This is a genomic window from Paraburkholderia hiiakae (genome assembly GCF_904848665.1).
Classification (GTDB): domain Bacteria; phylum Pseudomonadota; class Gammaproteobacteria; order Burkholderiales; family Burkholderiaceae; genus Paraburkholderia; species Paraburkholderia hiiakae.
The window spans coordinates 847,649-864,334 of the sequence record NZ_CAJHCQ010000001.1; the positions used below are offsets into that span (position 1 = coordinate 847,649).

Sequence of the window (16,686 nt, forward strand, 5' to 3'; positions counted from 1 at the left end):
TTCACCCATCATGAAGATCATTTTCTGGTTCCCGCAGACCGACGCCTCCACGTGGCTGCACGGCCTCGCGCGCGCCCTGCCCGACGCCGAGCTGCGCGAGTGGCAGCCCGGCGACACCGCCCCCGCCGATTACGCGGTCGTCTGGCACCCGCCGCGCGAGCTTTTCGGCGTGCCGGGCCTTCGCGCCATCTTCAATCTGGGCGCGGGCGTCGACGCGATCCTCGCTCACGAACGCGAGCGGCCGGGCACGCTGCCCGGCACCGCCATGCTCGTGCGGCTCGAAGACTCGGGCATGGGCCGGCAAATGAGCGAGTACGTGCAGCACGCCGTGCTGCGCTACCTGCGCCGCTTCGATGAATACGCGCTCGCGCAGGCGCGCCGGGAATGGCACGTGTTGGCGCCGCATCCGCACGAAACCTTCACGGTCGGGGTGCTCGGCCTTGGCGTGCTGGGCGCGCAGGTCGCACACGCAGTCGCGTCGCTTGGCGTGCCGGTGCGCGGCTTTTCGCGCAGCATGAAGACGATCGAGGGCATCGAAACGTTTTCGGGCGAGCTGCATGGCGAGCAGTTCGACGCCTTCCTCGACGGCGTCAAGGTGCTCGTGAACCTGCTGCCGGCCACGCCCGACACCGAAAGCGTGCTCAACGCGCGCACCTTCGGCAAGCTCTCGCGTGGCGCGTATCTCGTGAACGTGGCGCGCGGCACGCATCTGGACGAACAGGACCTGCTCGACGCGCTGGGCAACGGCACGCTCGCGGCGGCCACGCTCGACGTGTTCCGCGAAGAGCCGCTGCCGCCCGATCACCTCTTCTGGCACGAGCCGCGCATCACGATCACGCCGCACAGTTCGGCGCTCACATTGCGCGAGGAAGCGATCTCGCAGGTCGCCGACAAGATCGGCGCGTTGGCTCGCGGTGAAACCGTGAGCGGCGTGGTGCATGTCGGACGCGGCTACTGAACATCGGAACCTCGCATCGGAACATCGCGAAGCATTTCAAATATTCGTTGGAGACACGGCAATGGCATCAATGGCACTACCCACCGCAGTGAAGATCGTCGAAGTCGGCCCACGCGACGGCCTGCAAAACGAGAAGGAATTTGTTGCCACCGCAACGAAGATCGAGCTCATCAACCGGTTATCGGCCGCAGGCTTTCCGAACATCGAAGCCGCCTCGTTCGTCTCGCCCAAGTGGGTCCCGCAGATGGCCGACGGCGCCGAAGTCATGGCCGGGATCGAGCGCCGCGCGGGCGCGATCTACTCGGTCCTCACACCGAATTTGCGCGGCTTCGAAGGCGCACTCGCCGCGCGTGCGGACGAAATCGTGATCTTCGGCGCCGCGAGCGAGGCGTTCTCGCAGAAGAACATCAACTGCTCGATCGCGGAAAGCATCGAGCGCTTCGCGCCCGTGGCGCATGCCGCGAAGGAGCACGGCGTGCGCATTCGCGGCAGCGTGTCGTGCGCGCTCGGTTGCCCGTATCAGGGCGAAGTGCCGGTCGCTTCGGTCGTCGATGTGGTGGAGCGCTTCGCCGCGCTCGGCTGCGACGAGATCGACATTGCCGACACCATCGGCGTGGGGACGGCGAAGCGCGTGCACGAAGTGTTCGAAGCGGTGACGAAGGTCTTTCCGCGCGAGCGGCTCTCGGGCCACTTCCACGACACCTACGGCCAGGCGCTCGCCAACATCTACGCGGCGCTCGAGGAAGGCATCGCCATTTTCCACGCCTCGGTGGCGGGTCTTGGCGGCTGCCCGTATGCGAAGGGCGCCACGGGCAACGTCGCGACCGAAGACGTGCTGTACCTCATGAACGGCCTTGGCATTCACACCGGCATCGATCTGAACCAGGTCGTGGCGGCGGGCGACTTCATCTCGAACGCCATCGGCCGGGCGAACGTCTCACGTGCGGGCAAGGCGTTGCTCGCGAAAGCGCGCAGCGAAGCCGCTTGCTCGTGAAACGCGATCCATCGATTATCGAATCGCAGTACGAAGGAAATCAACTCATGACGGAATCCCTCGACAACCTCGACGCCCTGCCCGACTCTGCGCGCCGTGTCGCCCTGATGCTGCGCGAGCGCGGCCACGCCAAGCCGGTCGTGATGCTGCCGGAAACCGGCAAGACTTCAGCCGAAGCCGCCGCAGGCCTTGGCTGCGAAGTTGCGCAGATCGCCAAGTCGATCCTGTTCCGCCGCCGTAAAGACGATGCGCCCGTGCTCGTGATCGCGAGCGGCGCGAATCGCGTGGACGAAAAGAAAGTCGCTGCGCACGTGGGCGAAATCGGCCGCGCAGATGCCAGGTTCGTGCGCGAGAAGACTGGCTACGCCATCGGCGGCGTGTGCCCGATCGGCCACGCCACGACGCCCGTCACGCTGATCGATGCCGATCTGTTCGAACTCGAAAGCCTGTGGGCCGCGGCGGGCCATCCGCATGCGGTGTTCAACCTCTCGCCACAGGAACTGGAAGCGCTGACCGGCGCGCCCGTGGTGGACGTCGCGCTGCGCGACGCGTGAGCATGACCGCGCTTCACGACAGCGTAACGCCGCCGCCCTCGCCTTGCATCAACCTCTGCCGCATGGATGAGCGCAGCGGCTTGTGCGAGGGGTGTCTGCGCACCATCGACGAAATTGCTGGCTGGTCGACACTCGACGACGCGCAAAAGCGCGCCGTCTGGGACTCGATCGAAACGCGGCACGCCGAATGGGTCGCGAAACGCTTCGAATCACAAGAGCGCACGCAAGGAGAAAAACAATGAACGCGCCCGCTCGCGTCGTCACCCCCGGCGAGACGTTCCGCTCGACGCTTCAGCTCACGCCCGAATCGGTAAAATCGTTCGGACTGCTCGTGAATGATCTGAACCCGTTGCATCATGACGAAGCCTACGCCGCGCAAAGCCGCTTTGGCGGCCTGATCGCTTCGGGCACGCAACCCACTGCACACTTCATGGCGCTGCTCGCCACGCACTACTCGCAATACGCGCAGCCGCTCGGGCTCGAATTCGACATGAAGCTCAAGCGCGCCGCACACGCGCACGACACGATCACGTTCGAATGGCGCGTCGAGCAGGCGTGGTGGAAACCGAGCCTGAATGGCGATCTCGTGAAGCTCGCGGGCGAGGCCGTGAACCAGAAAGGCGAACTGCTCGTAGTGGGCCGTGCGACGATCCTCGTCATGCCCAAGCCCGAGCACGCACAGGCATGAGTGCAGCGAGCGCACTCCCCGAATCGATCCGCGTATTCGAGCGCGGCTGGCTCTCGTCGAACAATGTGCTGCTCGTCGACAAGGCGCGCGCCGCACTCGTCGATACCGGCTACGCCACCCACGCCGAGCAAACCCTTGCGCTCGTGCGTCACGCGCTGGGCCCGCGAGCGCTCGACCTGATCGTCAACACACACCTGCATTCGGACCACTGCGGCGGCAACGCGCGGCTGCAGGCGCACTGGCCTTGCGCGACGCTGATCCCTGCGGCGAGCGCGACGATCGTGCGCGACTGGGACGAGCCGCGTTTGAGCTTTCTCGCCACCGGGCAGACCTGCGAGCGATTCGCGTTCACAGGCACGCTCGCGGCGGGCGAACGGCTCACGCTAGGCGGCGTCGAATGGGAGGTGATTGGCGCGCCGGGGCACGACCCCGACTCCGTGATGCTCTATGCCGCCGAACCGCGCCTGCTCATCAGCGCCGATGCGCTTTGGGAATACGGCTTCGGCGTGATTTTTCCCGAGCTCGAGGGCGAAAGCGGCTTCGCCGAGCAGCAAGCGGTGCTGGAAGCCATTGCGAAGCTCGATGTGCGCACGGTCATTCCCGGTCACGGCAAGCCGTTCGCTAACGTCGAGGCGGCGCTGGAGCGCGCGTTTTCGCGCCTCGCCTGGCTGCGCGCCGACCCCGCCCGCAACGCGAAGAACGCGCTCAAGGTGCTGATCGTGTTCAAGCTGCTGGAAGTGCGCGCGATGACCCTCGACTCGCTCATGGCGATGCTCGAAAGCGCCGCGTCCCTGCGCGCCGCGGCGCAGCAGCTCGCCCCGCGCAGCGCATGGCCGGCGCTACTGCGCGAACTGGTTGGGGAACTGGCGAAGAGCGGCGCGCTGGTCGTGAATGGCGAGCGCCTCGAAGCCCCGGCGGCTGCGGTCTAGCCACGCTGCATAGAAGAAAGAAGCACGAAAAAAAACGCTCGTCCGTTTCCGGACGAGCGTTGGAATTAGCTCTGACGTGATCAAACTGTCGAGGGCATGATACTCGCGCCAGAATTCCCGAAGCATCGGTGATTTCCCTACAGATGACCTACGGCCGCGGCCCCGCGTACCTCTGCATGGATCATTAATCTGGAATGCGAATCAAATCAGTAGCCCATCTTCAGCCGCACAAGCTCGAACAGATGCGAGCACAGATAGAGCCCCAAGCCGATCGCGCCGCCAATCACCGTGCCGTTCACGCGAATTTCCTGCAGATCCTTGCCTATTTTTAGCTCGATGAGCCGCGCCGTCTCGCGCGTGTCCCAGTTCTGCACGGTGTCGCGAATGTGATGCGTCAGGTAGCGCGCGAAGTCCGGCGCCATGGCGCGCGCGGCGTCTTCGAGGTGAGCGTTGAGCGAGGCGCGCAGCTCGGCGTCGGCGGCGAGCGTCTCGCCCAGCCACCGGCCCGTCGCGGCCACCTTCGCGTGCAGTTCGGAGTCCTCTCGCGTGAGATCGTCGCGCAGCCACGCGCGCAGGCTGTCCCACAGCGCGCGCGTGTACTCGTTGAGCGCGCTGCCCTCGCGCAGGCTCGCCTTCAGCTCCTCGCCTTTGCGCAGGAAGGCCGGATCGCTCTTGAGCTGCACGATCAGCTTTTGCACCACCTCGTCGAACTTCTGACGCAGATGATGCTCGCGATCCTCGCCCACCTGCAGCAGCAGCCGGTTCACCGCGCTCTCCAGCACCCGCGCGCCGCTCTCGCCTATCCATTCCGAAGGCAGAAACTTCTCGGTCTTCGGAAACTCGCCCTTGAGGCCATCGACGATGCGCCCTGCCACGAATGCGCGCGTGCCCTCGTCGCGCAGCAGCGCGCCGAGCTGATCGAGCATCTGGTCGAGCAGTTCCTGGTGGCGGCCGTCTTTGGTGAGCGTGTCGAGAATCGCGCCCGCCGACTTCGAGAGATCGACGCGCTCGAGCGCCGCATGCAGGCCCTCGCGGATGAAGTTCTGGATACGCGCGTCGTCGGTGAGGCCGAGCACGCCCGACATCATGCGCACCGCGTAATCGCCCAAGCGCTTCGCGTTATGCGGCGCGCTCAGCCACGTGGCAAACCGCTCGACCGGATCGTGGCGGCGGATCAAACCGACGAGCGAGCCCACGTCGAGAAATTTGTCGCGCACGAAGTTGGCGAGTTCGTCGGCGATGCGGTCCTTGTTGCGCGGAATCACACCCGTGCGCGCCGAAACGAACGGAATCGGCACGCGGCGAAACAGCGCGACCACGGCGAACCAGTCGGCCAGCGCGCCGACCATGGCGGCTTCGCTCACGGCCTTCACGCCATCGATCACGATGCCGGGCGGCGACAGCGCCGTGCCCACGAACACGACTGCCGCACCCAGCAGCAACAGTAGCGCGCGACGTTTGGCGCGCGCGAGTTCAGCTTCGTCCTGGCTGGCGTGAGGTTGCGTCATGCGGGAAAAAGGTCGCGGGTTCGAACCGCGACATTATGCGGCCAGCCCGCATGACGAAGCGCAGGTGCGGCCGGCGGCGCGAAGCGCCCCTCAGTCGTCGGTCACGCCGAACGCGGGTTGCGCCGCTGCGGCACGATCCGCCAGCCGAGGTTCACGCCCGCCGCCGCGACCAGGATGAGCGCGGCGCCCACCACCTGGATCCACGCGAGGCGCTGGCCGAACGCGAACCAGTCCACGAGGATCGCGACCACGGGGTAGATGAACGAGAGCGCGCCCGTCATCGCCGTGGGCAGCTTCTGGATCGCGCCGTAGAGCAGCACGTACATGATGCCCGTGTGCACGATGCCGAGCGTGACGAGCTGCGCCCAGTGCAGCGGGGTGGCCGGCAGCGTGCCGTAGTGGATGAACGGCGCGAGCGCGAGCGCGCCGAAGGCGAGCTGCACGAGCGCGATGAGATGCGGCGGCGTGCCCTTCAGGTGCCGTGTGATGATCGACGAGATCGCGTAGAGAAACGCCGCGCCCGCCGCGTAGGCGACGCCTTGCAGATACTCGCCGGGCACCGCGAGCACGGCGGGCTGCACCTCGACCACGCACACGAGGCCAAGGAAGGCCACCGCGAGCCACGCGATCGTCGAGGCGCTCACGCGCTCGCGCAGAATGACCACGCCGAGCCCGACCAGCATGAAGGGCTGCGTGTTGTAGACGGCCGTGGCCATGGAAATCGATGCGCGCGAGTAGGCGGCGAACAGCAGCACCCAGTTCGCGACGATCGCTGCGCCCCCCAGCACAGCGAGCGCAAGCGTGCGCGGCGGCAGGTGCTTGCGGCGCAGGAGGCCGAGCGCGGCGCACACGAGCGTGAGCGTCGCGCCGCCCAGCACGCAGCGCAAAAAGGCGATATTGATCGGCGCCTGTCGCGAGGCGACCACGAGCCAGCCGATGGTGCCGGACATCAGCATTGCGACGATCATCTCGGCCGCGCCGCGGCGAATCTCAGGAGTGGTGGAAGACATGGGCTTGCATCCTCTTTATGGCGGACGAAGGGCGCGCAGCCCTTCGCATCTGCACGCCAGTTTATCGGCTGCAAGGCGGGGAATACATGGCTAAACTTAGGCGAGAGGCAACACTTGCCTTCGATTGAAAGGCCAACCAGGCGGAGCACCCGAGCAATCATGAACCGACGTCCCAACCCAACGCCCGCCGCCGCCCCGCTCGACGACATCGACCGCATGTTGCTCGCGGCGCTCGCCGAGGACGCCCGGGCGAGCGCCGCCGAACTGGCCAGGCACGTGGGGCTTTCGGCGCCAAGCACGTCCGAGCGGCTGCGCCGGCTCGAAGCGCAAGGCGTGATCGGCGGCTACACGGTGCAGATCGATCCGCGCGCGCTCGGCTACACGCTGCAGGCCATCGTGCGCGTGAAGCCGCTCCCCGGGCAATTGCATCTGGTGGAGGAGGTGTTACGGCGCATTCCCGAATTCGTGGAGTGCGACAAGGTCACGGGCGATGACTGCTTCATTGCCCGGCTTTATCTGCATTCCATCGAACAACTCGACGAGATTCTCGCGAAAGTCACCGAGCGCGCCGAAACCAGCACGGCCATCGTCAAATCCACACCGGTACCGCGCCGCCTGCCGCCGCTGCGCTGACGTTCAGGTGCGACGGCCAGAGGCCGCCGCCACTCATGGCTCCGTGGTCTCGAAGAACGCCAGCATCTCCTCGACCAACGCCTCGCTCGCCTCCTCGGGAATGTAATGGCCGCACGGCAGCGCGCGCCCGCTCACGTCGCGCGCCACCTTGCGCCATTCGGCGAGCGGGTCGAAGCAGCGCTCGATCACGCCTTCCGCTCCCCACAGCACCCGCAGCGGGCACGCCACCTTGTTGCCGCGCTCGAGATCGGCGCGGTCGTGCTCCAGATCGATGGTCGCGGAGGCGCGGTAATCCTCGCACATCGCGTGCACCGCGCCCGGCTGGCGCAGCGCCGCGCGGTAGGCGCCGAGCGCCTTCGGCGCGAAGGGTGCGAGACCCGCATGACGGCTGCCCATGACGCGCTCGATATAGACGTCGGGGTTCGCTTCGATGAGCGTTTCCGGCAACGGCTCGGGCTGGATCAGGAAGAACCAGTGGAAATAGAGCGTGGCGAATTCGCGGTCGGTTTGCTCGTACATGGCGAGCGTGGGCGCGATGTCGAGCAGCATGAGCCGCTCGACGGCGTTCGGGTGGTCGAGCGCCATGCGGTGCGCGACGCGCGCGCCGCGATCGTGCGCGCAGACGAGAAAACGCTCGTGGCCGAAGTGGCGCATGACCTCGACCTGGTCGGCCGCCATCGCGCGCTTCGAATAGGCGGCGTGGGTGTCGTCGCTGGCCGGTTTCGAGGAGGCGCCGTAGCCGCGCAGATCCGTCGCGATGACGGTGAAATGCTGTGCGAGCGCGGAGGCGCACCGGTGCCAGATCATGTGAGTCTGCGGATGGCCGTGGAGCAGCAATAGCGGCGGTCCGTCGCCGCCCTTCACGCCGCAGATGTCTACGCCGCCCGCAGTGCGAACGGTGAAAGGCTGGAATCCGTCGAAGGGCATGGGGCTAGTCTCTTGTGTTTGTTGGTCTGCGGTCATTGTATGAGGCGAGCGCGACTCGAAAACGTGCTTTTGGGCCCACAACGGTAGAAACCGAGCACTCCCTCGAATGCCGCACGAGCGATGCCCGAATGACCCCAAGCCTATAATCGGACGGCCGTTTGCGCGATCGGATCTCGTCGCGGATTTCCTGTGCGGCTGCGCTTGATCAAGCTAAAACGCGCTCAGTCGACACCGGCACCGGATTCGCGTGCGAGCGTCCCGCCATCTATCGAAGCGCCGCAAGGAGACCTCCCCCATGGCACTCCCCGCCGTCCTGCAAAATCTCTCGCTGCCCGTCGTGGGCTCGCCGATGTTCATCGTCAGCTACCCGGAGCTGGTGCTCGCGCAGTGCAAGGCGGGCATCGTCGGGTCGTTTCCGGCGCTCAACGCGCGCCCCGCCGAGGAACTGGGCGTTTGGCTCACGCAGATCCGGGAGGAGCTCGCCGCGCACAAGGCCGAGAATCCCGAAGCCGTCATTGGGCCGATCGCCGTCAACCAGATCGTGCATCAGTCGAATGCGCGGCTCGAGCACGACGTGCGCGTGTGCGTCGAGCACCACGTGCCGATCTTCATCACGAGCCTGCGCGCGCCGCCGCGAGAACTGCTCGACGCGGTGCACAGCTACGGCGGCATCGTGCTGCACGACATCATCAACTTGCGCCATGCCGCCAAGGCGCTCGAAGCGGGCGTGGACGGCCTGATCCTCGTGGCCGCGGGCGCAGGCGGCCATGCGGGCACGACCTCGCCGTTCGCGCTGGTGGGCGAAGTACGGCGCATCTTCGACGGCCCGATCGTGCTGTCGGGCGCTATCGCCAACGGCGGCTCCATCCTCGCCGCGCAGGCCATGGGCGCGGATCTCGCCTATATGGGCACGCGCTTCATCGCGACGAAAGAGGCGCACGCGGTGGACGACTACAAGCACGCCATTCTCGAAGCGAAGGCCGCCGACATCGTCTACACGAACCTCTTCACGGGCGTGCACGGCAACTACATCCGCGAGAGCATCGTGAACGTCGGGCTCGATCCGGATGCGCTGCCCGAGTCGGACAAGTCGAAGATGGATTTCGGCGCGGGCACCTCCAAGGCAAAGGCCTGGAAAGACGTGTGGGGCGCAGGCCAGGCCGTGGGCCTGATGGACGACGTGCCCTCCGTGGCCGACCTCGTTGGGCGCTTGAAGCGCGAGTACGAAGAGACGAAGGCGCGGCTCGGCGTGAACCGCTGAGCGCAGACAAGGCCGAGTTCAGCGGGCAGCGGAGCCGGTTCGTGCGGCGTCGGCCTTGACGGCCGCCGCGCGGATCGCCTCCACGCCGGGCCAGAGTTCGCGCTCCGAAAAGCGCGCGGCGAGGAAATCGACGAACGAGCGCACCTTCGCCGAGAGATGGCGGCGGCTCGCGTACACGGCATAGATCGGCAGTTCGCGCGGCGGCAACGCGTCGACGAGCAGCGGCACGAGGCGCCCTTCGGCGATATCGTCGCCCACCACCTCGGTGCCGAGCATCGAGAGCCCGCCGCCCTGCAGCACCACCACGCGCAGCGCTTCCAGGTGATTGACGATGAGGTTGCCGCCCGGCTTCGGCTTCACGCCGCCCTCGCCCTCCGCGAACGGCGCGAGTTCCTGGGCCGAAGCCCCCGCGTAATGAACGAAGTTGTGCCGGGCCAGATCGGCCACGGTCTTCGGCACGCCGTGGCGGCGCAAGTACTCCGGCGACGCGCACAGCACAATGTGCGCGGTGGCGAGCGGCCGCGCGATCAGAGACGAAGACTTGAGCCCCGAAGGCGCGGCGCGGATCGCCACGTCGAAGCCCTCGTCGATCAACTCGACCACGCGGTCGGAGAGCGTGATGTCGACGGTCACCTGCGCAAACGCGGCGGCATAGTCGGCGACCGCGCCCATCACATGACGCAGCCCGAACGCCGTGAGCGACGACACGCGCAGCCGCCCCTGCGGCACGACGCTCGCCGCGCCCACCGCCTGGCCGGCTTCGTCGAGTTCGGTGAGCGCCGTGGCCACACGCTCGTAATACTCGCGCCCCGCCTCCGTCGGCGCGACACGGCGCGTGGTGCGGTTCAACAAACGCGCGCCAAGTTGCTGCTCGAGATGCATCACATGCTTGCTCGCCATCGCGGCGGACATGTTCATGCGCTCGGCCGCCGCGACAAAGCTGCCCGCCTCCACCACCTGGCGGAACACTTTCATGCTGACGAGGGTATCCATTGCGCGAGCTTCAAGTCGAACATAAATGAGTGGGAATCAATCGGCGATATTTTCCTTGTTTTATCAAATGCGGGTGTTGAAACGTGCAAGTGGGCTTTGGATCAGGCAACCCAGAAAGCAAAAAACCCCGCGCTGCACGCAGCGCGGGGTTTTCCAGCCGAACGTCGACTTGGGAGGCAGCGTCGATCAGAACTTCGCGCGCAGGCCCACGCCGTAGGTTTGGCCGCTCGACATGTTGTCGAAGTGGTCGTACATGTACGCCGCGTAGACGTCGGTGCGCTTGGAGAGCGGGTAGTCGTAGCCGATGGCCGCCGTCTGGCGCGTCTGGTTCAGACCGCCGCCGTTGCGCGAATACGCGTACGAGGCCATGACCGTGCCCGGACCGACCGGCGCCGTCACGCCGCCCTGTGCGGTGTTCACGTGCCAGCTGCCTTCCTGCTGCCAGTTCGCCGTGTACATGTACTGGCCGAAGAACTTCACGAACTTGAGGTCGTACGAGAGGCCGAGTTGCGCGACGCCCTGGCTCTTCAGGCCGACGATGGTCGTGTCGCCGCTCACAATGCTGCCGATGTCGCCCGGCGTGTTGTTGAAGTTCACGTACTGATAGACGGCCGTGGCCGCGAACGGGCCATGGAAGTACAGGCCCTGCACGCTCCACTTCTTCGAACCGTTCTCGCCGGCCTGATTGCCGAAGGCGTACATCGCCGAACCGGAGAGGCCGTTGAAGTTGGGCGTCGAATACTGGACCGCATTGTTCCAGCCCGAGTCGCCCACCACGCCCTGGTCGGTCGTGTAGGTCGGGAACGTCGAGAGGCCGAGGTACACGTGGTACACCATCGGCGAGAAGGTGTACGAATCGCCGAACGGGTTGAAGAGAATCGTCGAGACGAACAGCTGCGTCGTCAGGCGCCCCGCCGTGACCGTGCCGTAAGGCGATTCGAGGCCGACGTACGCGTTGCGTGCGAAGAACGTGTCGCCCTGGAAGCGGCCGTACTGGCCGTTCTGCGCGCGGAAGAAGCTTTCCAGCGTGAAGATCGCCTTGTAGCCGCCGCCCAGATCTTCAGATCCCTTCATGCCCCAGTACGACGTGGACATGCCCCCTCCGCCCACGTTCCAGGCGGTCTGGCTGCCCGGAAATTTCGTCGCCCCGACCCATTCGTCGACCTGGCCGTAGAGCTGAACGCTCGACTGCGCAAATGCCGACGACGACGCGGCGGCAAGAACAGCGGCGAACGCGCTCGCCTTGAGGGTGGTGCGCAGCGCGCGGCTGACGGTTGTATTCATGGGTTCTCCAGTCTTTGTCAAAAAAGGGTGTCGGGCGGCTGAGGCGCTCGCGCAAAGCTTTGTTTTTCGTCGTTCGCAGGCGTGGCCGTTCTGGGCGGATCCATCTTTGCGGACCATTTTTATGGTCAAAAATAAACGGTGTTATTGCCGGTATATCGGGCGGATTAGTTTGCCGTCCGTAAGACCTTTTTTGCCGCGCTCGACGCCGCCTTCCGTTGCGCTGCGTCACTTCGAATCGCAGCCTGCCGGGCCGCGCCCAGTGGGGCGCTCCCGCACGCGCGGGGGCTGCAGATGACGCGCCGCCGAAGCGAAAGCGAGATTTGAGACGAAAGGATTCTGTATGACGAGAGATTTCCAAAAAAGTGTGGTATCCACGCGTCAGTTTTCGCAGCGTGGACGAACCGAGCTTCTTGGGGACGTGTTTCGACGGCGCTAGCCGGTCAGCGCCTGAAGCGAATCCCGAGGCGAATCAACTGGAGAAAGCGGGAGAAAAACGCAGAAAGCGTGAGGCGGGGAGAAAGCGAAAGCAGCTGCGAGCGCAGCGCTCAATTGCGGTAAGGCGAGGGCATGGGCGGGCGCGGAACCTCGCCGCCGTTGCGCGGGAACGGCCGGAAGGTACCGCCGCGCTCTTCGTTGTACCGGGCGACGTCTTCGCGAATCGAGCCCGCGCGCACCGGCGAGTCGGCCGGCGGGTGCGGCACCTGACGCGATTCCGCGCTCACGGGCGTAATGGGGTTGCCGCGGGGGTCGCCGCGATAGCCGCCGTAGCCGCCGCCGAACGGCGTGCCATAGCTGTAGTCGCGACGGGGAGCCTGCTGCTGGACCTGCCCTTGCCACTGATTCGGTGCACGATTGCCGCCGCGCTCATAGCGGCCGCCCTGATCGGCCACGCGCATGGGCGTTGCTGTAGGGCCGCGGCCGCGCTCGGGGGCGCCGTGGTAGCCGCCGCCCCATGACATGCCGGCCCGCGGCGCGGGCATCGAGTGCATGGCGGGCATGGAAGGCGCGCGCGCGAAGCCGCCGCCCCCGCCGTGCCCCGGAAAACCGGGCTGCGCATGGGCGAGCGCAACGAAGGCCGCCAATCCGGCCCCGAAGATCCACTGTCCCAGTTTTGACAACCCTGCGTGCATTGTGACGTTTCACCTGCCCGACGTTTGCGCTTGGCAACCCGCCACTCGGGCCATGGCGGGCCAGTCCCGGGACGCCCGCCGCGCAGCGCGTAACGATTGCCGCCACAACGATTTTGGCGTCCCTTTGACGGTAATTTATGGGCGTGCCGTATGGGTGTCGAGCCAAAAGATGTTATGCCGCCCGAAGGGTTGTAACACCATGTTACTGCTAGGTTTTCCGGATCTGGAGGCGGTCTCGGAAGGCCGCCCAGCAAGGCGCTGCGGGCAGGTATAGAGTGGTCCGCCTTATGCTTGAGCACGGCCTCAACATCTGAAGAATGCGCGGACTCCTGACGACTTTTGCGGCACGGGAATGCCCCTCGCATGTCGATGAGGAATCCGGCATAAAAGAGTCATCGACATGGGCGATCCATGCGCTGCTTTCATTAATCGATGCTTCAAATGAATTTGCTTTTTCAATCGGCTTGCGCCGACAATAGACGTCCCGATTCACCCGTTGCACGCACACCGATTGCGCGCAGCCAGCGCCCAGGCGCGCACTAGAGATTGTCCGATGGCACGTCCGAAATTCCTGCCCGATAACTTCACCCTCTGCCTTGTCGGCACGGTGATTCTTGCGAGCCTGTTCCCGGTGCACGGCCAGGCCGCCACCGGTTTCAACTGGCTCACCAACGTAGCCGTCGGCCTGCTGTTCTTCCTGCACGGCGCCAAGCTGTCGCGCGAGGCGATCGTCGCCGGTGCGACGCACTGGCGGCTGCACATCGTCGTACTGCTCAGCACTTTCGTACTCTTTCCGGCGCTGGGGCTCGCGCTCAAGCCGGTGCTTTCGCCGCTCGTCACCCCGGCGCTCTATGCGGGCGTGCTGTTCCTCTGCACGCTGCCTTCCACGGTGCAGTCGTCCATCGCCTTTACCTCGATCGCGCGCGGCAACGTGCCCGCCGCCGTTTGCAGCGCTTCGGCGTCGAGCCTGATCGGCATCTTCGTCACGCCCGCGCTCGTGAGTCTGGTCGTCACGAACCAGAGTGCGGCCGCCGGCTCGGCCTGGCACACCGTGTGGAACATCGTGCTGCAACTGCTCGTGCCGTTCGTGGCGGGTCAGTTGCTGCGCCCGGTGATCGGTCACTGGATCGAGCGCAACAAGGGTGTGCTCAAGTTCGTCGATCAGGGCTCGATCCTGCTCGTCGTGTTCGGGGCGTTTTCCGAGGCCGTGAACGAAGGGCTCTGGCATCACATTCCGCTCACCGCGCTCGGCGGCCTGCTCGTGGTCAACGCGGTGCTGCTCGCGCTCGCACTCGGCATCACGATGTACACGAGCAAGAAGCTCGGCTTCTCGCGCGCCGACCAGATCACCATCATTTTTTGCGGCTCGAAAAAGAGCCTCGCGGCCGGCGTGCCGATGGCAAAGGTCATCTTCGCCTCGAACGCCGTGGGCGCGGTCGTGCTCCCGCTCATGCTGTTCCACCAGATCCAGCTCATGGTGTGCGCGGCGCTCGCCCAGCGCTGGGGCGAGCGCGACATGAGCGCCGAGCGCGCCGCCAACTCGGGCGACGAATCGCGTGCCGGCACGAGCGAGCGCACTGCTACGGCCGCGCGCCGATAAGCGCCGATAAGCGCCACTGAGCGCCACCAAGTGGCGTTCAATACGTCGTTCAGGGCGGCGAGAAGTCGTCGCCCTGCTGCAGCAAACGCCACGGCCTGGCCGCGGCGCCCCCCTCTCTGCCTCCAGCTACCCTCCCCCCGTTCCGCGCGCATCCGCCGCACGCCCAAAGAGGGCTCCACCGTACTGTCACCAAAAATTCATTGAATTCATCCGATGATATGCCGTTAAGTTCAACGTCTTCGCCCGTTCCAGCCTGTCCATGTCTGCGTCCGCTCGCGCGCCATTCCTTCACGCCACGCCCGGCGTTGGGGCACTGATCGCCCAGCGTCAGCTGCGCGCCGTCTTCCAGCCCATCGTCGATTTCGAGGGTGGCGTGATCCTCGGCTACGAGGGCCTCATTCGTGGACCGGCCGGCTCGCCGCTCGAAACGCCCGCCGCCCTCTTCGCGCGCGCAGGCGACGAACAATGCACCGCCGCGCTCGAACGCGCGGCCGCCCGCACCTGCATCGAAACGTTCGCCGGGCTCGACTGCCCCGGCAAGCTGTTCCTCAATTTCAGCGCCGACGCGCTGCGCCAGCTCACCGCCGCCGGCGACGCCGCGCTTGCACTCTTCGACGGCCCGATCGACCCGACGCGCGTCGTGATCGAACTCACCGAGCAGAGCGCCATCCACGACCTGCGCAACTTCTCGCCCGTGGTGGAAACGTTGCGCGCGGCGGGCGCCCAGTTCGCGCTGGACGACTACGGCACGGCCAACGCCAGCCTCAACCTCTGGGTGCAATTGCAGCCCGATGTCGTGAAGATCGACCGCTTCTTCATCCATGACATCGCCAACGACGCGCTCAAGTTCGAAGCCGTGCGCGCCATGCAGCATTTCGCGCAGGCGAGCGGCGCGCGCCTCGTGGCGGAGGGCATCGAGAATGCCGCCGACCTGATCGTGCTGCGCGACATGGGCATCGACTGCGGCCAGGGCTTTTTCTTTGGCCGTCCCAACGTGGAACCGCTGCGCGTGCTCGCACGCGAAGCGCGCGAGGCGATTCGCGCGGACCATATCGCCGTGTTTCCCGAGGCCACGCGCAGCGCCGCCACGCAGCCCGCGGGGGGCACCGCGCCCGCCAGCAAGATGCTCGTGCGCGCGCCCGCGCTGCCGCGCGAGGCAACCAACAACGACGTGCTCCAACTGTTCAACGGTCAACCCGATCTGCACGCGGTGGCCGTGGTGGAAGACGAAGCGCCCGTCGCGCTCATCAACCGGCGCGCGTTCATGGACCGTTATGCGCTGCCATACCACCGCGAGCTGTTCGGCAAGAAGGCCTGCCTGCAATTCGCCAACGCGCAGCCGGTGCTGATCGAGCAGTCGATGACCGTCGAGCAGATGGCCACGCTCCTCGCCAGCGACGACCAGCGCTATCTCGCCGATGGCTTCGTGATCACCGACAACGGCCGCTATGCCGGACTCGGCACCGGCGAGAGCCTCGTGCGCGCGGTGACGGAGGTGCGCATCCAGGCCGCGCGCTACGCGAATCCGCTCACCTTCCTGCCGGGCAACATTCCGATCAGCTCGCATATCGAGCGCCTGCTCTCGCACGACGCAGGCTTTCACGCGTGCTACGTCGACCTGAACCAGTTCAAGCCCTTCAACGATCAGTACGGCTACTGGCAGGGCGATGAGGTGCTCAAGTTCGCGGCGACGGTGCTCGCCGACGCCTGCGACCCCACGCGCGATTTCCTCGGCCACGTGGGCGGCGACGACTTCCTGATCCTGTTCCAGAGCGAGACGTGGCGCGAGCGCGCGCGCCAGGCGATCGAAACGTTCAACGAAGGCGCACTGCGCTTCTACGCGCCGGGCGACCGGCTCGCGGGCGGTATTCACGGCGAGGATCGCCACGGTAACGCCACCTTTTTCACCTTCGTGACGATGGCGATAGGCTGCGTGCGCGTCGCGCCGGGCGAAGGCGCGCAGCACAGCAGCGACGCCATCGCCTCCCTCGCGGCCCTCGCCAAACGCCGCGCGAAACAGGAAGCCACCGGACTTGTCGTGATCGACGGGAGCGCGAGCGCCAACCTCCTCCCCGCGCTCGGCACGACACCGGGCGAAGCCGCCAGCGCGTCATAACGGCCTGAATTTCCCCCTGCGGCAGCCCCAAAAAGTGTGGGCCGGCCGCGCGGCTCATGCCGCGCGCCGGCCCATTTTGCTTTTGTTTCCTCGCTGCTGCG

Annotated in this window: 16 protein-coding genes; 10 read left to right on the forward strand and 6 right to left on the reverse strand. The window is 66.1% G+C overall.

Annotation, left to right across the window (positions count from 1 at the left end):
* Positions 1 to 10: 10 nt before the first annotated feature.
* From JMY28_RS03680 to JMY28_RS03705, 6 genes are all read left to right on the forward strand, one after another.
* Positions 11 to 958 carry a 2-hydroxyacid dehydrogenase gene (locus tag JMY28_RS03680; protein ID WP_201694523.1) on the forward strand — a complete coding sequence of 316 codons (948 nt, stop codon included), beginning with the start codon at positions 11 to 13 and terminating at the stop codon, positions 956 to 958.
* 70 nt (positions 959 to 1,028) lie between these two features.
* A complete protein-coding gene (locus JMY28_RS03685; RefSeq protein ID WP_201694611.1) occupies positions 1,029 to 1,952 on the forward strand; it encodes a hydroxymethylglutaryl-CoA lyase in 924 nt (307 codons plus the stop codon).
* A 47-nt stretch (positions 1,953 to 1,999) separates the two neighbouring features.
* Positions 2,000 to 2,506: a YbaK/EbsC family protein gene (locus tag JMY28_RS03690; protein WP_201694524.1), complete on the forward strand. Its 507-nt coding sequence runs from the start codon at positions 2,000 to 2,002 to the stop codon at positions 2,504 to 2,506.
* Between the two features lie 2 nt (positions 2,507 to 2,508).
* Positions 2,509 to 2,748, forward strand: a complete 240-nt coding sequence (locus JMY28_RS03695; protein WP_201694525.1) for a DUF1289 domain-containing protein — start codon at positions 2,509 to 2,511, stop codon at positions 2,746 to 2,748.
* Positions 2,745 to 3,194, forward strand: a complete 450-nt coding sequence (locus tag JMY28_RS03700) for a MaoC family dehydratase (RefSeq protein ID WP_201694526.1) — start codon at positions 2,745 to 2,747, stop codon at positions 3,192 to 3,194. The genes JMY28_RS03695 and JMY28_RS03700 overlap by 4 nt, the downstream gene beginning before the upstream one ends.
* A complete protein-coding gene (locus tag JMY28_RS03705; protein WP_201694527.1) occupies positions 3,191 to 4,123 on the forward strand; it encodes an MBL fold metallo-hydrolase in 933 nt (310 codons plus the stop codon). Before JMY28_RS03700 ends, JMY28_RS03705 begins: the two co-directional genes overlap by 4 nt.
* Positions 4,124 to 4,329: 206 nt before the next feature.
* Here the strand turns inward: JMY28_RS03705 and JMY28_RS03710 are convergent, their stop codons facing one another.
* Both JMY28_RS03710 and JMY28_RS03715 read right to left on the reverse strand, forming a co-directional pair.
* A complete protein-coding gene (locus tag JMY28_RS03710) occupies positions 4,330 to 5,631 on the reverse strand; it encodes a DUF445 domain-containing protein (RefSeq protein ID WP_201694528.1) in 1,302 nt (433 codons plus the stop codon).
* 101 nt (positions 5,632 to 5,732) lie between these two features.
* Positions 5,733 to 6,641: a DMT family transporter gene (locus JMY28_RS03715; RefSeq protein ID WP_201694529.1), complete on the reverse strand. Its 909-nt coding sequence runs from the start codon at positions 6,639 to 6,641 to the stop codon at positions 5,733 to 5,735.
* A gap of 159 nt (positions 6,642 to 6,800) precedes the next feature.
* Between JMY28_RS03715 and JMY28_RS03720 the strand changes: the two genes are divergently transcribed.
* Entirely contained in the window at positions 6,801 to 7,274 is a 474-nt protein-coding gene (locus tag JMY28_RS03720) for an Lrp/AsnC family transcriptional regulator (protein WP_201694530.1), read from the forward strand.
* Positions 7,275 to 7,307: 33 nt separating this feature from the next.
* Here JMY28_RS03720 and JMY28_RS03725 read toward each other — a convergent pair whose 3' ends face one another.
* Positions 7,308 to 8,201, reverse strand: a complete 894-nt coding sequence (locus JMY28_RS03725) for an alpha/beta fold hydrolase (protein ID WP_201694531.1) — start codon at positions 8,199 to 8,201, stop codon at positions 7,308 to 7,310.
* 295 nt (positions 8,202 to 8,496) lie between these two features.
* Between JMY28_RS03725 and JMY28_RS03730 the strand changes: the two genes are divergently transcribed.
* On the forward strand, positions 8,497 to 9,462 hold the full coding sequence (locus tag JMY28_RS03730; protein WP_201694532.1) for an NAD(P)H-dependent flavin oxidoreductase: 966 nt from the start codon (positions 8,497 to 8,499) through the stop codon (positions 9,460 to 9,462).
* An 18-nt stretch (positions 9,463 to 9,480) separates the two neighbouring features.
* Here JMY28_RS03730 and JMY28_RS03735 read toward each other — a convergent pair whose 3' ends face one another.
* The 3 genes from JMY28_RS03735 to JMY28_RS03745 form a co-directional block, all read right to left on the reverse strand.
* Complete coding sequence (locus JMY28_RS03735) at positions 9,481 to 10,455, reverse strand: LysR family transcriptional regulator (RefSeq protein ID WP_201694533.1); 975 nt, start codon at positions 10,453 to 10,455, stop codon at positions 9,481 to 9,483.
* A 186-nt stretch (positions 10,456 to 10,641) separates the two neighbouring features.
* Positions 10,642 to 11,739 carry a porin gene (locus tag JMY28_RS03740; protein ID WP_201694534.1) on the reverse strand — a complete coding sequence of 366 codons (1,098 nt, stop codon included), beginning with the start codon at positions 11,737 to 11,739 and terminating at the stop codon, positions 10,642 to 10,644.
* Between the two features lie 545 nt (positions 11,740 to 12,284).
* Positions 12,285 to 12,857 (reverse strand): hypothetical protein, encoded by a 573-nt coding sequence (locus JMY28_RS03745; RefSeq protein WP_236596666.1) that lies wholly within the window; start codon positions 12,855 to 12,857, stop codon positions 12,285 to 12,287.
* A 565-nt stretch (positions 12,858 to 13,422) separates the two neighbouring features.
* On the opposite strand from JMY28_RS03745, the gene JMY28_RS03750 reads away from it, so the two are divergent.
* Both JMY28_RS03750 and JMY28_RS03755 read left to right on the forward strand, forming a co-directional pair.
* The gene (locus JMY28_RS03750) at positions 13,423 to 14,469 is read left to right on the forward strand and encodes a bile acid:sodium symporter family protein (protein ID WP_201694536.1); all 1,047 of its coding nucleotides are present in this window, start codon (positions 13,423 to 13,425) and stop codon (positions 14,467 to 14,469) included.
* A 259-nt stretch (positions 14,470 to 14,728) separates the two neighbouring features.
* Positions 14,729 to 16,585, forward strand: a complete 1,857-nt coding sequence (locus JMY28_RS03755) for an EAL domain-containing protein (RefSeq protein ID WP_201694537.1) — start codon at positions 14,729 to 14,731, stop codon at positions 16,583 to 16,585.
* Positions 16,586 to 16,686 lie beyond the last annotated feature (101 nt).